Origin of the sequence: Puniceicoccus vermicola, from assembly GCF_014230055.1 — a bacterium.
In the GTDB taxonomy this organism is placed as follows: Bacteria; Verrucomicrobiota; Verrucomicrobiia; order Opitutales; family Puniceicoccaceae; genus Puniceicoccus; species Puniceicoccus vermicola.
In genome coordinates, this window is record NZ_JACHVA010000129.1 from 1 (window position 1) to 18,286 (window position 18,286).

Genomic DNA, 18,286 nt, shown 5'->3' on the forward strand with positions numbered 1-18,286 from the left:
TATGACCAAACCTAGACACCAAATGGTTGTTTCCCCAAGCAGACGCAAAAAGTGACACAGATCGTTCAGAAAAACGCCTTATCTAAGTGCCATTGTGGGCTGACCCCTTTTTGCCCTGCCACAACAATCCCCTTGTAACGCCCCTGAAACGGACGCCCCGTCCAGTTCCGAAAACGATTGAACCGACGAATCCACGTCCCCTGCAACCATTTCCCACGTCCCCTGCAACCATTTCATCCCCTCGCTTAAATTCGGTTCGCCAAGCTCCACAGCAAGATGAAAGTGATTGCTCATGATGACATAGGCGTGCACCCGCCAACCAAAACGCTCAGCGGCCCCCCCCAACACACGTTCAAAGGCCTCCGCTGCTCCCTTCCCCGAAAAAATCCTCTGACGATAGTTCCCACGGTTCAAGACGTGATAACATCCTCCCGCATACTCTACTCTCAGGGGCCTCGCCATGAACCATGAGCCAACGTACCCACTGACTATTTGTCAATAATCAAGACCTGACGTCGTTTGGGTGTCCTCACGGTTCAAGACGTGATAACATCCTCCCGCATACTCTACTCTCAGGGGCCTCGCCATGAACCATGAGCCAACGTACCCACTGACTATTTGTCAATAATCAAGACCTGACGTCGTTTGGGTGTCCTTGACGTCGTTTGGGTGTCCTCCACGACATGGGTGACGGCCTTTCGGACGAACGTCCCATCTTCGGCGCCTCCGGCCGTGAATGGCGCACGCCTCCTTTCTGGGGGATCGGCACCTTGGAAAGCGTGCACGGCGAAACCCCATTCCTCCACGACGGCCGCGCTTCCACCCTCGAAGAAGCCATCCTCTGGCATGGAGGTGAAGCTGAGCAAAGCAAAGAAGAATTCATGCAACTCTCCGCCGAGGATCGACAAGCGGTAATTGCCTTTTTGGAGTCCTTGTAATTTCAAAGTAGATACGGAAAGGACGAGTGGTGCCACTCAACAAATGGAGGCACACAGGCGGGCCGCTTGTGCTACGCTGAGCGGATCCTTGAAGCCTCTGAATCGAAAAAGCCCGCTTCGGGACAAACGACTTCAGCTGGGCAACCGGTCGAATAGCCGCCGTTCCGCCCTCCTTCACGGCGACCCGCATCGAGGCGGGCCGCCGTCCTGACCCTTCGTGAGTCTCTATGAAGCTGATGAGTCTCTCCGAAGTATCTTGGCCAGGGGAAGGAAACGTCTATGACCTCGCTTCCTTCCGAAAGGCGGAAAATGGTTTCGTGCTAGGTGGAAGGGTCCTCGGGGGGCATTTCGGAATACGGGCTGTGCACCGGTTCGCGATGCAAGGTGACCGCAAACCATTTATAGAGAGCCGGCAGCACCAATAGAGTCAGCACCGTAGAGGAAACCAGTCCCCCAATGACCACAATGGCCAGCGGCCTTTGGACTTCGCTTCCCGGCCCTGTTGCCAAAAGGAGCGGCACTAGACCCAGGGCGGTCGTTCCCGCCGTCATCAGCACCGGCCGTACACGGAGACAGGCGGCCTTCACACTGGCTTCGTCAATGGCAACACCCGCTCGATAGAGCTGGTTCAGGTAGGTCACCAGGACCATCCCATTCCCAAGAGCGATGCCAAAGAGTGCGATAAAGCCAATACTGGAGGGGACCGAAAGATTCTCCCCGGCGATCCAGAGAGCGACCACTCCCCCGACCAAGGCCAAGGGAATGTTGAGGAGAATGAGCACCGTGTTCTTCAGCGAGGTGAAGGACAGGTAGATCAGCAGCGCAATCAATGCCAAGGTGATGGGGACAACGACAAGAAGCCGCTGGTTTGCCTCCTTCTGCAATTCATATTGCCCTCCCCAGGTCACAAGATAGCCGGGCGGGAGGTCGACTTCCGCGTCGATGGCGGCTTGCGCATCGGCGACAAAGCTTCCGATATCCCGTCCGACGACGTTCGACTGAATTTGCAGGTAGCGCTGCGTATTCTCCCGCACGATGGAAAGAGGTCCGGTAATCTCCTCGATAGTCGCAATCTCCCCGAGCGGAATCAAAGCTCCCTCCGGAGTGCGAATGATCAGTGCCGCGAGATCTTCCACCGTATCACGCGCCTCTTCCTGATACCGGACGTAGATGTCGAAACGACGAACTCCTTCATAAATCTGTCCGGCTTCGACCCCACCGACTGCGGCTTCGATGAGAGCCTGCACTTCGGACAGGTTGAACCCGTAACGTGCCACCGCTTCCCGATCCGGTCGGATGACGATCTGCGGCGCTCCGGTGATCTGGCCGGCCTGGACATCGGCAGCCCCTTCCACCTCGCGAACCGCATTCGCAATTTCCTCGCCCTTCTCCTTGAGAATCTCAAGGTCCGGACCGAAGAGTTTGATCGCGAGCTGCGCTTTGGTTCCGCCAATCAGCTCGTCGACCGAAAGCTGGATCGGCTGGGTCATATTCGCCTGAACTCCGGGCATCCCCTCCAATTTTTCGCGCATGGCGTTTTCCACATCCATCTGGGTGTATCCATCGCGCCACTCCGAAGGATCCTTCAAGACCACCATCATGTGCACGGTGTTGATCGGATCGGCGTGGGCTCCGACTTCCCCGCGTCCAATACGGGAAACGGCCTGCTCGATCTCGGGGATCTCCAGCAACCGGCGCTCCGCGATCATGGTATTGCGCTGGGTTTCCGCGAGAGACACGGATGGGGCCATGGTCAGGTTGGCAATGATGTCACCCTCCATCAGGCGCGGTGTAAACTCCGAGCCCAACTTGGGAAACACCCAGATTCCGACGAGCAATAATACCGCCGCCAAGCCCACCGCCAGAAAACGGAGGCGGACGAAGAAAGAAACTACCGGTCGATACAGGGCTACGAGAAACCGAACGATCCAGATCTCCTGCCCCTTCTCATCGTCCCGCTTTTTCCTTCGGGAGAGGTCCGGCAAAAACAAAGCGGCGAATACCGGCGCCCCGAAGAGCGCGTAGATCAAGGAACCGAACATCGCCAGAGAGACCGTATAAGCCAGCGGCCGGAACATTTTCCCCTCGACGCCCTGCAGGGTAAAGAGCGGGATGAAGACCAAGACGACGATCAGGATGGCAAAGGTGATGGGCTTCGCAACCTCCTGACAGGCCCGGGCGATGATTTGAATCTTACTCTCCCGACCATCCGAGGTTCTCATCAGCCGATCGGTGTTCTCGACCATAACTATCGTGCCGTCGACCATCATCCCGATCGCAATCGCCAGTCCGCCCAAGGACATGAGGTTCGCCGAAATCCCCAGATAGTACATGGCCGTCGTGGCAATGAGCACCGAGAAGGGAATGGACAGCGCCACCACCAAGCTCGGACGAAATCCACCGATGAAGAGCAGTAGAATCAAAACCACCAGACCGATCCCCTGCAGCAATGCACTGGTTACCGTATTGACGGCGCCCTGCACGAGGGTTTTCTGCTCGTAGTAGGGATCAATGACAATGCCCTCCGGTAGCGCTTCCTGGATTTCCGCCAGCTTCTTCTCCACCGCTTCGATGACCGTGGAGGAATTCGTTCCGTAGAGCTTGATGACCATGCCCGAAACCACTTCTTCGGTGCCATTCCGCGTCTGCAGGCCCTGGCGAATCTCTCCCCCGATCTCCACATCCGCCACTTCACCGAGGTATACCGGTGTCCCGTCTTCATGGGTGACAATGATGTTCTCCAGATCCTCCATCCCGTCGGCCAGTCCTTCCGAGCGGAGGATGAACATCTCCCCGTTGCGCTCGAGAAATTGACCGCCCACGTTCTCATTGTTCTCTTCGATCCGCTCGATCAATTCGTGGAGCGAAACGTTGTAACGAAGGAGAGCATCGGGATCCACGTTCACTTGGAACTGCTTCACGAATCCACCGATCCCGAGAACCTCGGTCACCCCGGGAACGGTCTGCAGGTTGAACTTCACCACCCAGTCCTGCAGCGACCGCAGGTCTTCCAGCGAATAGTCGCCCGTCGTGTCAATCAGGTTGTAGTAGAGAACGAGCCCCTGTCCGGTGGAGATCGGCCCCATCTCCGGCTCCCCGAATCCGTCGGGGATGGCCTCCCGGGCTTCCCCCAGCCGTTCTCCGACCACCTGCCGGGCGAAGTAGATGTCCGTGCCCTCTTCGAAGTAGATGCTGACCACGGACAACCCGAAGTTGGAAACCGAACGAATCTCGGTCACCTTCGGCAGACCGCTCATCGAGGCCTCGACCGGAAAGGTCACGAATTTCTCCACCTCCTCGGGCCCCAATCCCGAAGTCACGGTGAAGACCTGCACCAACGCTGGCGATACATCCGGAAAGGCATCCACCGGTAGCTTTTTATAGCTCAAATAGCCAGCCCCCATCACCGCTAGGGTGAGAAGGACGACTACGAGTTTATTCCGCAGAACGGATTCAATCAAATGATTCAACATGACTGGCCCCTCCGATCAATGATGGTGCCCGCCAAACGAGCCCTTCCCCATTTCCGCTTTCAGCGAGATCGCATTGTCGACGACAATGGTGTCGCCGTCTTGGAGGCCCGAAAGAACTTCCCAGGATTCCGAGTCACTCCGCCCCAGCTGAACCGGTCGGGGCTCGAACCCCTCCTCTCCCCGCACGAAAACCACGGTGCCCTCCTCCATCGTCAAAACGGCGGACCGGGGCACCATCAGATCGACCTTCACTTCGGCCACCTCGACCTGTCCTTTCACAAACTCCCCGGGCATCCAGACGCCCTTTTCATTGTTCACCACAACCCGGGCGAGCCCGGTGCGCGTGTGCTCATCCACGGTGGGCGCAACATAAGCGATCTCACCGTCGAAATCCGCCCCTTTGTGGTCGCCCTGCACTTTCACCGACAACCCCTTGCGCACTTCTCCGAGATAGCGCTGGTACACGCGAAAGTCGGCCCAGACCGTCGATAGATCGGCCACCGTGAAGAGCGTCACCCCGGACCCGACCGTTTGTCCGGGGGTGAGGCTATACTCGACAATGACTCCATCCATTGGAGCCTTCACATCAAAGGGCACCAAAGTATCCGCACTTTCGAGACGGGCCAGCACCTGCCCCTTCTTCACCTCGTCGGCGAGTCGTACGGAAATCGACTGAATCGTTCCCGCGTATTTCGGAGTCACGTAGGCGATTTTCTCGCCGTTGTAGCCGATCTCTCCCGGCAGAGTGATGAATCGATGGAGGACGCCCTCCGAGGCCACACCCAGACGAATCCCGAATTCTTCCTGAACCTCGGCCGTGAGGGAAACCAGCTCCTCATGGTCGTCATGCTCCCCTTCACCGTGCGCATGTTCCTCCGTGGAGACAGACTTCCCGTGGTCGTGACCGGAATGGTCGTGGTCCTCATGTCCGGCTTCCTCGCCCTCCGGGTGATCGTGGTTTTCCCCAGCCTCCGAGGCATGGGTTCCGTGGTCGCCGTGGTCGTGGTCGTGGTCATCATCCTCCCCGCATCCGGGGGAAACAACGGCCAGAAGCCCCGCCAAGAGCACAGTCTGAAGGCGGCGGTTCAAAAGAGAAAATAGCAGGTGATTGAAAATCTTCATGATTAAATTTCTAGATGGGTTTATCGGGTCAGGGTTGCGGGACGGGTCAGGTTCTTGATCGCCGTCAGGGCTTGGGCATACCGGCCCAGGGCTTCGAGGTAGGATTCCCGGAGCGCGAACAATTCCTGTCGGCTGTCGATCACGGCCACTTGGGTAAACCGCCCCAAGCGATATCCTTCTTCGGTCGCTTCCAATGTTTCCCGGGCGGCGGGGATGAGATCGACCTCGATACTGCGAGCATCGGCATGGGCCGACTGAAGTTCCCGCCAGTTCTCGTTGAGCGCGAGAAGCAATTCCCGCCGACGAGCCTCCCTCTCGTATTCAACCGATCGCAATTCGGCACGGGCGGACCGGATGTTTCCCTGATTCCGATCAAAGAGCGGCCAGGGTACCGCCACTCCGGCAACAAACCCGAGATTCCCGTCGTCTTCATTGTAGTAACGGGCACCTCCATACAGTTCGATATCCGGCGTGGCCCGCGCCTCTTCCAACTCCAGCGCCGCCTGGCGCTGTTGCCGGTCCGATTCGAAACGCTTCAGGATCACCGTTCCCGGCAGGACGGCCTCCAATTCCTCGATCGAAGGAATTTCCTCCTCCAAAACGATCTCCCCCTGTACTCGAAAATCCGGTGCGGGGACCATTCCCCACAGCGCGGCTAAAACCGCCCGCGACGACTCGTAGTCACGCTCGGATTGTCGAAGCAAGAACTCCTGCCGTTTCACGGCCAGAGTCGCCCGCGTCTTTTCCACCTGGGGCGAACGAGCCTCCTCTACCAAGCGCTGAGTCTCGCTCAGGCTCCGCTCCGCCAGTTCCAGTTGCATTTCCCGCAACCCGACCGACTGCTGGGCGAGAAGAACAGCGACAAACGCCTCGCGCACCTCGGACTCAATCTCCCACTCCAACTGTTCGGCCTCCCAATCGAAGGATGCCAAGCGTTGACGCTCGACCTCCGTTCGCAGGCGACGCTTGTCCGCCGTTTCGAGGACCTGCGTCACCCCAAGCGTAACCTCGAGGGCCTTAACGCCGCTCACAGGACCCGTGCCGAGAAAGTTCTCGGCCTCGGCCCCGACCACCGGATTCGGCCTCACCCCCGCTTGCTCGACTTGGCCCTCTGCGGCATCACGCCGCTCGGCCAAAAGATCATAACGCGGATCGTTGTCCAACGCCAACTGCAAGGCTTGGTCAAACTCGATGGGCTCTGGCCCGATCTGCCCGAAGGCGCTTCCCGGCTCGGCGCCGAGTGAAGAAATGGAAAATAGAAAGAGAAGTGTGTTTCTGGAAAGTAATTTAGGTCGATGCATGGATCATCCTGATTGAAAAGACACCGCACTCTCCCCTCACATCGGGGAAAGCGATCCGACGGCTCACGACGAACCGTCCCAGCGAATATCGAATCAGGTACGGATCAGAGCCGCAGCTCGACCGATGGCATCACCTCAACGGCCACAACCGTTTGAAGCATGTGAAAACCATCACGAGCCTCGGCGGCCGTTCGGAAGATGGAGGCATGTAAGTCACGCTTCGGATCCACGAAAAGATGGTCGGGCAAGATCCACTCTCGAGGAGCCTCTACCCCAAACCGCTCTCCGGACATCGGGGCAAATTCCAAGGTGTTCAACATGATGTCGTTGCAGTCCGATTCTTGCACATCACAGTCTTCCGCCACCTTCGCAGCGTGCGAGTGATCGCCCTCGGAATGCTCGTGATCACGGCCTTCGGCCAGCTTCAGATGAGCCTCGCCCTCATCGTGCAGACAAAGCAACAACGTCTCCGTCCCACCCAAAACCGAGTTCAGGGTGAAAAGCATGAGAAGCGCTAGCGATTGAAAAACCTGCACAACGCAAAGGCCAATCGACTCAATGAAAGAATGTCAAGGATTCTCGAACTTCGTGAAGGGAAAACAACCGCGGCTTATCGACTTGTCCTGCTCCGACTGTCATCCCTCCTTGAAAGATATTGAACCCTCATCAAATTTAATTTTTTCAGCCGAGATCTTAATCGCTCTTGGATACCTCCAGAGATATGAAAAGTGATCATCATATAACTCTTTATCTTTGATTTTTGGAAAAATTTTCACCTCACCTTTTTTCTCAATTTTCTCTTTTTTTGGTAGGTAACAAGGTATTCGTATTCAGAACTACCTCTGTGATAAATGACTTATTCAGCCCCTTTACTTTCTTCGGGGCACAGTCTAAAAGCCTTAGGATAAAAAAATACGTCAACAAGATAGGTTTAGCTGCCGTCGGGCTTGGCTGAGTATATCCACCTATCCATCCCTGCAAATCATCACTCTAACGTGGTTCAATTATCGGAGAGCAGGTCAATTGATACAAGCGTTTGGCAGGACCGTTTCTTGCGAGATATTAATGACGAATTTTCTGTCGATACTGGCTTGGCGAAATACCGGTCTCGCGCTTAAAGATGTAGCTCATGTAATTGTAAGTCGCGTAACCACAGGCCTCAGCAATATCCTGCATGGGTTTATCCGTGCTCTCTAGCAGGTTGCGCGCTTTCTGAATGCGTAAGCGTTTCACTTCTTCCATCGGTGAACGTCCGAGATGCTGACGAAACTTCAGTTCCATCATACGGCGAGATACGGGCACACGCGCTAAAATATCATCCATACTAATCGGATTAAACGCATGTTCGCGGATGAAGAGCAGTGTTTTGATTAAATGCGAATCCGTGATAGCCAACGTATCAGTGGAAAGTTTCTCGAGAATGCGTTGGGGCGCGAAACTAATTTCCTTTTCCTTGAGCGGCTTCCCTTTCATCAGTTGATCCAGCATTTGCGCAGCGGTCCAACCGATTAATTTCGCAGGCACTTGGATGCTGGAAAGCGATGGATGGCTGGTGTCGTCGAGTGGCTCATTGGTGTCCGTGCTCAATACGGCGACATCATGTGGCACGGGCAAATCGATGCGATTGCAGGCGTCGATCACAACCCGTCCCGGATCACCTCCCCAGGAAATAATGGCAATCGGCTTGGGTAATTGAATAAGCCAATCCTGCAGAGCTTTCATTCGTTCCGCCCACCCGAGCTTTTCATCATAACTTGCGGGAAGATTATACGACTCACAGGGCAATCCTTGTTCATGGAGAACTTCTTTTAAATGGCCATAGTAGTCATCAACCACCGACCGATAAAACGGACCTATGTAAGCGAAATGCTGAAAACCACGATTGAGAAAATACTCACAGGCCAGTTGAGATGAGGCTCTAAAATCGGTGGTCACTCTAGGGAAATCGGTGCCGGGCAAGCGAATCGACGATATATTCACCACGGGCAAACCAATTTCCTCCAGCACTTTGACAATTTGCGGGTTGGCCACGCGGGCGATCAGTCCGTCACCCGTCCAATTCGGTGGGGGTAATTTCGGCTCCATAGTGCCGCTTGATTCGACCTGCAAATGCCAAGGATCATGCTCCTGCACATAACTGGTGATGCCGCTGATAGCCAAGCGTCCCCAATCCGTAGCAGTGTCTACAATCAGCGCTACATTGTTCGCTTTAATCAACGGATGCTCTTTGACCATGTTGAGGTGAAGCTAGTCAAAAGACGAATGCTTGGCAAGCGCTATTACGCAAATACGTATATTATATACGCTTATGAGTATAGACAATGATGCATTACATGCATAAAATACTAATTACACTTGGGGCGAAAGCATCCAAGTAACCTACCCGCAAATCATCCCAACACCCAAAAAAATCCCAAATGAAAACTACCCATAAAGCATCTAGCGCCATTGCCCTTACTCTCACCCTACTTGCCGCCTCCTCCCTGCAGGGCGTGGTGGTTAGCGCCGATTTTAATGACCTCAGCACCGGAGTCCTACAAAATCAAGCGGGCGGCTCTGGCTGGACGGGCGACTGGGGCAACACCTCTCGCATCGTGGTGGTCGGCGGCGACTTAACGGCGCCGGTCGCCACTGGATATGCGTTGACCCAAGTCGGCACTCCACAGCGCGTGGAGAACTCCGAGGTGTTTCTGAACTCCCGCATTTCCACACGGGCTTTCGGCGCCGGCCAGAGTGGCGAAATCTGGTTTTCAGCCCTCATGCAAACCACCAGCGGCAACCGCACCGGCATCAGCTTCAACCATGACAACTTCTCAATAGGCGGACCAAGACTAGAGTTCAATGGTACCGATGTCTCTTGGATTCCCGCAAGCGGAACATCGGGCTCAGACAGCAATGTCGTCAATATTGGCGAAACCTTTCTGGTCTTGGGCCAAATCAATCTAGTCGCAGGCACTTCCAAACAAGACAGCTTGACCGTTTGGGTGAACCCCACGCTCACCACCAATGGATCGCTCAACCCGGACGATGCGGTTATCAACGTAACTGGTACAGAGTTCAACACGGCTTCATTCACCAATGGCCTCGACCGCGTCGGCGTGATGTCGTCCATTCAAGGCTCAACCCTAGACATGCTTTACTTCAGCGACAATGGCGGCTCGATTGCTATTGAGGACGTTACAGGCGTATCAGGCATCGTCATACCTGAGCCAAAAACTTACGCGCTAGCACTCGGTGGCGCCTTTCTAGGTTGGTGCCTGATCAACCGTCGCAAGGACTAACCCGACATCAATTTCACATTACCTCCCCAATACTTACCCGATGAAGTTAGCAACGCCCAGAAACTCGATGAATCAGGCTTTTACCCTAACAGAAGTTCTGGTGGTCATTGCCGTTTTAGCCATCCTTGCGGCCATTCTGATTCCAGTCGTTGGGCGTGCTCGGGAATCCGCCCTTCGAACATCATGCGTCGCGAATCTCCGCAGTTTGCTGCAAGCTACGCAAGTGAGCGTCGTGGACAATGGTGGCAAGTATCCGCATCTTCACTCAGGCGGCAACATCGCCCCTTACTTCGCCCATAAAGATCGTTTGCACGCATTTGCGCGGAAATATGGTCTAAGCTTGGATAACTTCTATTGCCCAAGTAATGATGAATGGAGCGCTAGTCGCTATCAGAACTACAATGATTGGGATTCAGTCATGGGTTACGTATATTATGCCAATGACAACGAGTGGGTACGCCAAGTTTACATCACCGACGCACCCACCAGCGAAGACAAAGATCATGCGTTCGTAAGTTCAAGTTTTGACAACCCGACATATCGGGTGCTCTGGTCCGACCTAACTCGGCAATACGGTGGATCGTGGGGCTCGGGCGCCAATCATAAATCACCCAGCGCCGAGAATCCTGATGGGCAACACGTCGGTTTTATTGATGGCCATGTGGAATGGGTGGATTGGGAAAACATGGAGGAGCGCTTCGTTCGCGCGGCCAGTTTGAAAGTCTACTTCTAAACCCAATGGCGTAAAAAAAGCCCTGAATCTTCGGCGTCCGCAACCATCTATTTCAATACTTTGCATCCATAATCATGCTTAATCAAATATCATCGCCCGGTAGCTGCGTCACCAAGCGGCCCCACCAAATCTTGGTGGGAGCCGAACATGCTCTCTTCGCCAACACCAAGATCGGATCAGAGGCGCCGCCCATTAAAACGCACGCCGGGTGGCTAACGAACTTTCACTCCATGCATATCAACCCGCACGCTGAACTGGACTGCGGGGAAAATGGCCATGGCCTAAAACCCATTACGGCGTCCTGATGCTGATCGATCTGGAGAACCCAAGTCAAATCGTGGGCATCTGCCCAGAACCGCTGCTGGCGCCAGAACTCGAACACGAGCTCAAAGGTTCCGTGTAAACATCATTTTCAAAAGCAGCATGATTCTCGGGCTCAGCGGCGAGGTAAAATTTACTACGGCGCAGAGACACAATCGAATGCCTCGCGACCGCCCATGTCGAAGACCTCATCGCTTTGTGCCGACACCAACCAGCGCCAATTTCAAAAGTCCATATCAACCTGGCGGTCCAATCAATTTCCTAACCTTCAATCCCTAATCCAATGAATAAAATACACAACATATCCGGCGTCATCCCGCAATTGGCGGTGAAGGCCTCACACCATCCCAAGCGAACTGAAACCGGCATCGGCGCGCTCATGCCATGGGCGGACCGCCTATGGTTCATTACTTACGTCGCGCACACCCGACGTTCTGGCGATGGCACCGGCCTCTTTTATGTCGACGACGACATGCAATTGCACAAGCACCCGGCTTCCGAGGTCGGCACCTATGCGAACCGCATGGTTCATTCCGAGAGTAACACAATGATCATCGGACCACATCTCATCGACACCGAGGGCAATGTGCGCACGCTGGCTGAACTCGTTGACGTCCGTTTGACCGCTACCTGCCGCCACCTAACCGACCCGGCCAACAGGGTTTACTTCCTCGGCATGGAAGGCGAGTTCTTCGAAGTCAATGTCCGCACCATGGAAGTGACTTTCCTCGCCGACTTACTTAAGGAGCTCTCAGTCGAAGGTGAAGCGAAGCCACACTTCAAAGATGCGTTCTGCAACCACGGCCGTGTCATCGTCGCCAATAACAGTTACTACGCGAAAGACTTTCTGAACCCCGCAGATTGCAACGGGCGCCTCGCGGAATGGGACGGTCAGAAGTGGACTATCCTTGAGCGTACGCAGTTCAACACCGTACAAGGCCGCGCGGACAACGACGCCCTCGGGCCAGCCACCTTCGCCTTCGGTCAGGATCGCGCCTCCGCGCTGATGAAAGTTTACCTGCCATCGACCGGCTGGCAAAATTATCGCCTGCCTAAGGCCACGCATACCCAAGACCATGCCTACACCACCGAATGGCCGCGCCTTCGAGAAGTCGAAAGCGAGCGTTGGATGTTGAACGCCAGTGGCATGTATTATGAAATGCCAGCCATGACCTACGCTGATCGCGTGTGGGGCTTGCGTCCAGTTTGTTCGCACCTGCGCATCGTGGGCGACTTCTGTTCGTGGAACGGCATGTTGGTCATGGCCGGCGACCAGACAACCCCAATCGACGACGCCAACCTCGAAGGCGGCCAGCCACAAGCCAATCTTTGGTTCGGCAAGACCGACGACCTTTGGCAATGGGGCAAACCCAGCGGCTGGGGCGGCCCCTGGTGGAAGACTGAAGTCAAGGCGGGGGAGCCCAGCGATCCCTACCTCATGACGGGATTTGAGCACAAGTGCCTGCACGTCTCACATGATGGTGAAGGCTCGGCCAATTTCCGCGTGGAGATCGACTTCATGGGATCGGGTGAGTGGACGCCTCACATGACCATCACCACGCAAAACGGCGCGGCAAGCCACGTATTCCCGACTGGCTTTAGCGCGCATTGGATTCGCATCATCCCCGAAGCGAATTGCACCGCGACAGCCCAACTCATTTACACCTAAATCTATTTATGAATACGATGAAACTTCTTATTCAAACATTCCTCTCCGTGCTCGCGGCGTTATCCCTGATCACGGCCCAAGCCGAGACGGCCAAGTCGCTGATTGAGTTTAATGCGAGTGACGCGTTGACACGGATAAAGCCCAGCAGCGAGCAAGTCACGGTCGCCGTCCAGGGCGATGCCATCGCAGTCACGATTATTCCCGAAAGCAAGACCTACCCAGGCGTGGCGTTCTTGCCAGCCGCGGGCTTCTGGGACTTATCCGCCTACGGTCACATCGAAGCGAAGATCAAGAACACTGGAACCGAACGGCTGCGCATCAGCATGCGGGTGGACAACGAAGGCAACTGGCGTGACGCACCTTGGAACACCGAGACCATTGGCATCCCTCCAGGCGAAACCGGCACGGTCAAAGTCATCTTTGGTTTACAGTCCGGATTTAAGCCCGGCTACGCGCTCAACCCCGCCGCCATCAAACAAGTATTACTCTTCACGACAAAGAGCTCTGCGGTACAAAGCTTCGTTGTCGAGTCCATCCAAGCGGGTGGAAATACTGGCGAAAAAGCGCCACTCCAACCAGCCAGCTTGAGCAAGCCGAAAGACGTCAGCACGAAGCCCGAAGCGGGCTTTATGCTGGGCGGCAAGACAACGTTCGATCCGGACCGGCAACTGAAGTCAGTCACCGCCTCAATGGATTGGTCGAACGAACCCGGCCAACCCTTGAAGCTTCGCCTCTCGGATCAACACACCATCCAAGTCATTGAGCTGCGCGCGCCGACTCAGAAATGGGACCTGAGCCAACACAGCGAAGTTACACTGAAACTCAGCAACCCAGGGTCGATTCCCTTGCGCGTATGCGCGCAACTGCGCAACGGAAAGACAGAATATAGCGACTTGATTGTCAGCGAAGGTCCACTGCTCCCCGGAGAACGCATTCAATTGACCATTCCCTTTGCCTCCACCATCCCGTGGCAGGGACCGGATATAGTGACCGGTGAACACCACAAAGTTAAGGATGGCACAGGCTCGGCCTTGAAGAGTGACCGAGTGGAATCCGTGCGCCTGACCGTTTTCCACAATGGCGACGCGGAGTTGGCGATTGAAGAAGTCCGCGCGCAAACGCCCACTCCAACGCTGCCCGAATGGATTGGCGAGCGTCCACCCGTTGACGGCGACTGGGTTTTGACTTTCGACGAAGAATTTGACGGCGACTCAATCGACCTGACCAAGTGGCGCGTTCACGGGCCTAACTACTGGGGACACAAAAACCTCACCCACTGGAGCAAGGACAACATGATCGTCAAGGACGGCGTCGCGATCATGCGCTTGGAAAAGAAACATGGCTACCACAACGACGACCCGGCCAGTGGTCACGAGTCCGCGTACCAGGGTGGCTACCTCGACACCTACGGCATCTGGGCGCAGCGCTACGGTTATTTTGAATCGCGTATGAAAATGCCAAGCGAGCCCGGCCTCTGGCCCGCCTTCTGGCTAATGCCTGATCGCGGCCCTGAAACCGGTGAGCAATGGCAGCGCCAGGACACCAGGAAGCACGGCATGGAATTTGACATCATGGAGCACCTCACCCGCTGGGGCCCGAACCGCTTCAACATCGCCCTGCACTGGGACGGCTACCACGACCAGCACAAAGCCATTGGCACGAGCCTCATCTACGTCGAGCCCGATGAAGAGGGCTACATCACCTGCGGTCTCCTTTGGACGCCCGGCAAGGCGGTCTTCTACTACAACGGCCGGGAAGTTGGCCGCTGGGAAAATGAGCGTGTGAGCAACGTCCGCTCGGTCATTATGTTTACCATGCCCATTGGCGGCTGGGACAACAATGACATCGACGACTCCACCCTGCCCGCGGATTTCCTCATCGACTATGTGCGCGTCTGGCAGCGAGCCGACTTAGCTTCTGAAATGGACGGCCTTTTCGTTTCAAGCAAGGCCCAAGATAACCAATAGATCATTACCGGCAATGAGTATCAATCTCTGTGCAAACGGGAGCCTGATGAATTGAGGCTATACCTAGGATTGAAAATATGGTCTACAAAAAAGATGACATGGGAGGAGTTGCCAGGAGCGAATGAATCATTGGGCTGACCCCTTTTTGCCTTCCTCGAGTAATTCGAGAAACCTTCGAAAATTCTGGTTGAGCATCTTTCTCCTTCCTGATCCCGCTTATGGCCTCGACGGCCTCGAGGCGCTCTGAGGGGCTCGAGGCTGTCCAATCTCTAGCCTTTTGTCCGTGCAGCTTTCTCTTGATGACCCTGACCATGCAAAGATTCTGTCAGCTCAAGACGTGGTTTCAATTCCTTTCTGAGAACGTGAAGTCTATACGCTGAGGTCAGCCGCGGAGTAACTGGCCGGAGTTGGCTCCATCGCTTCGTTAGGCTCATCTATCATTCAAATTTAGTTCCGCGAATTCTTCGGCCACATCTTCATGACTAAACTCATAGGAAATGCTGTCTTTCTTCATAGTAATGTCAAAGCGGCGAGGGAATAGCACTTCAAAAGCGATCCAAGGTGACAGCATCAAGAGAACGATGACCGCTCCTTTGATTCTCTTGTTTGGGTCATTGCCGTCAAGCATCGGCATGACCGCAAAGATAAACAGAAATACTAGAGCCACCATGACGACGTCACGACCGTAAGAGAAAAAGTAATATTTCCATTTATGCCTCCTGAGGATCGGAGCGCGAACAGACTTCCATCCGAACAATAGAAGAAGCGGTGAAAAAAATGAGGAAATCGGGTTTTGCCCGTTTGCGATCACCAAGACGCTGTCATCCGCTCCCCGTTCTCCGCTATAAACGCAACGATCCGGGAATCGTGGTGACATTCTTTTGGGTAGGACGATATCAAAAGTCTCCATATTTGCTTCTGCTGAACGTAGAGGTAGGCGCACCGGAGGCGTTGCCCATCCTGTCTGGTTGGACCTATCTGGTTTGGCAACACAAGTCATCTTCATGGTGCCAATGATGCTTGATATTCTGCATGAAAAGAGTGTGGTCGTATTCAATGCTTCCTTCCGGAAAATTTCTGGCGTCGTTGAAGAAGCTGGATTCAAGGTTTTCGATCTCAAATGGGGAAACTGTCCAAGATTCCGTCTCAAGGCGCAGCCCGTCGTATTTACTCCCGCTTTTTTTCGCTGAGTAACCTAGCGAACCAGATTCAAAAAAATCGGATGATTCTTGAAGTGAGCTGAAGCACGAAGATTCCGGAAAAGTATCCGAGACTCTGCCCGAAAACGATACCGTCGTGTGCGAATCTTTCGATTTCATTTTAAAGTCGAAGTATCCTTCAGAATCTCGGACATCAAATGTCGCAGGATAGTGAACGCCGGGGAATATTCTTCCACCGGCGAGCTGGCTGACGCGGGAATCGGAATCTCGTCGGGGGATATAGACCCCTTCGTTTCCCTCCCACGTTACAGCAACTCTATGAGCTGCATTTTCACTGCTAAATCCCCAAGGAAGAGGAAAAACAGCTGGTTTTATTCCTTCCAGTCTGATCAGGCAAATACCTCCAACTGCGTATCCATTGTGTAGTTTTGGGCAAAATGGCTTCGGCAATACCCGAGACATTACTTCCGGTTCGATTCTAAAGTTAATAAGGAATCGCCTCTTTATGATTCCTGTGATCTTGGGGATACGCATCTTTTTTTCCAACGATGAAGGTAGGTGCTCGGCCAATGAGCGACGTAAACAGCGCGAGTAAGCCCGAGTTACCTACCCTGTCTGGTTCGATCATAGGGTCTGAAATGATGCGTAAATAACCAAAGAAACTACTGCTATCACAAATGAAACATTCATCAAATAAAAGGAAACGGTGTAAACCCAACTCGCCTCTCCGACGCTTACAAATTTGGTGCCAGTCGAAATTCCCTCCTCCATTTTCTGTATTTCTTCGAGACATTGACGACGTAAAGACCCTTTTATCGCTACCTGCAGAAAAGCTACGAATGCTCCGGCAAGTATACCTAGGCCCAGAGCTATCCATGTCGTCAGAAGAAAATACTTCTCAGGACATGGTATTGGAGTATCCGACTGAAATGCTACAAGGATCGCAAGACTTCCAGATGCAAGTGTCAAAACCTGACGAATCCATTGAAAGAAAACCTGCGAATGTTCATCGGATAAACGAGAAAACCTTTGTAGTTTCTTTTTTAGAATTTCATTCATCGAACGTTGATGTGTCCTGAGATCGCTGGACAGAGGATTCCTTTATTTTCTTCGTGTTATGATGTTTAGTTGTAGTTGATGCAAGCCGGTAGGCTTGTGTGATTGCCCCCCATGGGGGGCGCGATTTTTTCCTCGAATTGGATCGGGCTCTTGTAGCCCAGAGAGGAGTGTTTTCTGAATCGGTTGTAGAAAACTTCGATATACTCGAAGGCATTGCTTCGGGCAGTGTCTTCATCGAAGAAGACCTCATCGCCAACTGTTGAGGTCTTATACCGCCCGTAGAAGGATTCCTGGGCGGCGTTGTCGTAGCAGTTCCCCTTGGCGCTCATGCTTTGTTTGATCCCGAAGCTCTCCAACATGTTCTCATAGTCGTAGCTGGCGTAGGTGCTACCCCGGTCGCTGTGGTGAATGAGGCCCTCGGGCAGCTCGCCGCCTCGGGTCAGGACGGCGCACTGCAGAGCCTGGCAAACCAGCTTTGAATCGTTGCGGGAGGAAACGCTCCAACCGATGATCCGCCGACTGTACAGATCCATCACTGTTGCCAGATAACACCAGCCCCGCTGGACGCGCAGGTAGGTCGTATCGGCTACCCAGACCTGATTGCAGTCGTCCGGCTTTCCGAGTTCGCGCAGCAAGTTGGCGCTGTAGCCGAAGTCGTGCTTGCTGTTGGTGCCAAGGGGCTTGAAGCCCTTCGTTTGTCGACCTTCGATCCCCAGCTCCTTCATCAACCGTAACGTCCGGTCGCGGCCACAGCCGAGATCCTCGTCCTTGAGGTGTTCGTGGATTGGGCGGTGGCCGTAGCGTCCACGGGCTTGCCGGTGCAACTCGGTAATCCGTCCCTTGAGAGCCGCAGCGGTTACTATGACTGGCAGGCTCGCGAGCCTGCCAGTCATAGTAACCGCTGCGGCTCAGTCCGAAACACTCGCACAGCTCGTCTACTCCGTAGCGAGCCTTGTGATCCTCTATAAACCGATAGCGCATCACTCGGGGTTGCTGAAGTAGCCCACCGTTTTTTTTAGTATCTCGTTCATCCGCTTTTGCTTGGCCAGCTCCTTGCGGACCTGGGCCAGCTCCTCGGCCATCGCCTTCGGACTCTGTGCACCCTCGGGAGCCTCAGCCTCCAAATCATCCAGGTGCTTCTTCCTCCAGCTATACAGCATCCCCTCGGGAACACCAAGCTGCTCGGATACCTCCTTCACCGGTGTACCTTCAATTATGATCATCTTGACTGCCTCTTTTTTGAACTCGGCAGTGTAGCGGCG

General features: G+C 54.5%; 16 protein-coding genes. 5 read left to right on the top strand and 11 right to left on the bottom strand.

Going from position 1 to position 18,286, the window contains the following annotated elements; all coding sequences use genetic code 11:
• Positions 1–78: 78 nt before the first annotated feature.
• Positions 79–462, bottom strand: a complete 384-nt coding sequence (locus tag H5P30_RS22560; protein ID WP_185694307.1) for a transposase — start codon at positions 460–462, stop codon at positions 79–81.
• Positions 463–683: 221 nt separating this feature from the next.
• On the opposite strand from H5P30_RS22560, the gene H5P30_RS18000 reads away from it, so the two are divergent.
• Positions 684–938, top strand: a complete 255-nt coding sequence (locus H5P30_RS18000) for a di-heme oxidoredictase family protein (RefSeq protein ID WP_185694308.1) — start codon at positions 684–686, stop codon at positions 936–938.
• A 320-nt stretch (positions 939–1,258) separates the two neighbouring features.
• Here H5P30_RS18000 and H5P30_RS18005 read toward each other — a convergent pair whose 3' ends face one another.
• From H5P30_RS18005 to H5P30_RS18025, 5 genes are all read right to left on the bottom strand, one after another.
• Positions 1,259–4,411: an efflux RND transporter permease subunit gene (locus H5P30_RS18005; RefSeq protein ID WP_185694309.1), complete on the bottom strand. Its 3,153-nt coding sequence runs from the start codon at positions 4,409–4,411 to the stop codon at positions 1,259–1,261.
• A 15-nt stretch (positions 4,412–4,426) separates the two neighbouring features.
• Entirely contained in the window at positions 4,427–5,533 is a 1,107-nt protein-coding gene (locus H5P30_RS18010) for an efflux RND transporter periplasmic adaptor subunit (protein WP_185694310.1), read from the bottom strand.
• 20 nt (positions 5,534–5,553) lie between these two features.
• Positions 5,554–6,834 carry a TolC family protein gene (locus tag H5P30_RS18015; protein WP_185694311.1) on the bottom strand — a complete coding sequence of 427 codons (1,281 nt, stop codon included), beginning with the start codon at positions 6,832–6,834 and terminating at the stop codon, positions 5,554–5,556.
• A gap of 104 nt (positions 6,835–6,938) precedes the next feature.
• On the bottom strand, positions 6,939–7,340 hold the full coding sequence (locus H5P30_RS18020; RefSeq protein ID WP_185694312.1) for a hypothetical protein: 402 nt from the start codon (positions 7,338–7,340) through the stop codon (positions 6,939–6,941).
• A 556-nt stretch (positions 7,341–7,896) separates the two neighbouring features.
• On the bottom strand, positions 7,897–9,069 hold the full coding sequence (locus tag H5P30_RS18025; protein ID WP_185694313.1) for an AraC family transcriptional regulator: 1,173 nt from the start codon (positions 9,067–9,069) through the stop codon (positions 7,897–7,899).
• Between the two features lie 182 nt (positions 9,070–9,251).
• Between H5P30_RS18025 and H5P30_RS18030 the strand changes: the two genes are divergently transcribed.
• From H5P30_RS18030 to H5P30_RS18045, 4 genes are all read left to right on the top strand, one after another.
• Entirely contained in the window at positions 9,252–10,115 is an 864-nt protein-coding gene (locus H5P30_RS18030) for a hypothetical protein (RefSeq protein ID WP_185694314.1), read from the top strand.
• A 40-nt stretch (positions 10,116–10,155) separates the two neighbouring features.
• Positions 10,156–10,848 (top strand): type II secretion system protein, encoded by a 693-nt coding sequence (locus tag H5P30_RS18035; RefSeq protein WP_185694315.1) that lies wholly within the window; start codon positions 10,156–10,158, stop codon positions 10,846–10,848.
• Positions 10,849–11,452: 604 nt separating this feature from the next.
• Positions 11,453–12,838 carry a hypothetical protein gene (locus H5P30_RS18040; RefSeq protein ID WP_185694316.1) on the top strand — a complete coding sequence of 462 codons (1,386 nt, stop codon included), beginning with the start codon at positions 11,453–11,455 and terminating at the stop codon, positions 12,836–12,838.
• A 17-nt stretch (positions 12,839–12,855) separates the two neighbouring features.
• Positions 12,856–14,805, top strand: a complete 1,950-nt coding sequence (locus H5P30_RS18045; protein WP_185694317.1) for a glycoside hydrolase family 16 protein — start codon at positions 12,856–12,858, stop codon at positions 14,803–14,805.
• Between the two features lie 430 nt (positions 14,806–15,235).
• On the opposite strand, the gene H5P30_RS18050 is transcribed toward H5P30_RS18045, so the two are convergent.
• From H5P30_RS18050 to H5P30_RS18070, 5 genes are all read right to left on the bottom strand, one after another.
• Positions 15,236–15,811 carry a hypothetical protein gene (locus H5P30_RS18050; protein WP_185694318.1) on the bottom strand — a complete coding sequence of 192 codons (576 nt, stop codon included), beginning with the start codon at positions 15,809–15,811 and terminating at the stop codon, positions 15,236–15,238.
• A complete protein-coding gene (locus H5P30_RS18055) occupies positions 15,780–16,499 on the bottom strand; it encodes a DUF2071 domain-containing protein (protein WP_185694319.1) in 720 nt (239 codons plus the stop codon). Before H5P30_RS18055 ends, H5P30_RS18050 begins: the two co-directional genes overlap by 32 nt.
• A gap of 90 nt (positions 16,500–16,589) precedes the next feature.
• A complete protein-coding gene (locus tag H5P30_RS18060; protein WP_185694320.1) occupies positions 16,590–17,024 on the bottom strand; it encodes a hypothetical protein in 435 nt (144 codons plus the stop codon).
• 65 nt (positions 17,025–17,089) lie between these two features.
• The gene (locus H5P30_RS18065) at positions 17,090–17,917 is read right to left on the bottom strand and encodes an IS3 family transposase (RefSeq protein ID WP_185691282.1); all 828 of its coding nucleotides are present in this window, start codon (positions 17,915–17,917) and stop codon (positions 17,090–17,092) included.
• An 87-nt stretch (positions 17,918–18,004) separates the two neighbouring features.
• Positions 18,005–18,286: transposase (locus tag H5P30_RS18070; protein ID WP_185691283.1), on the bottom strand; the 282-nt coding region annotated here is incomplete at its 5' end.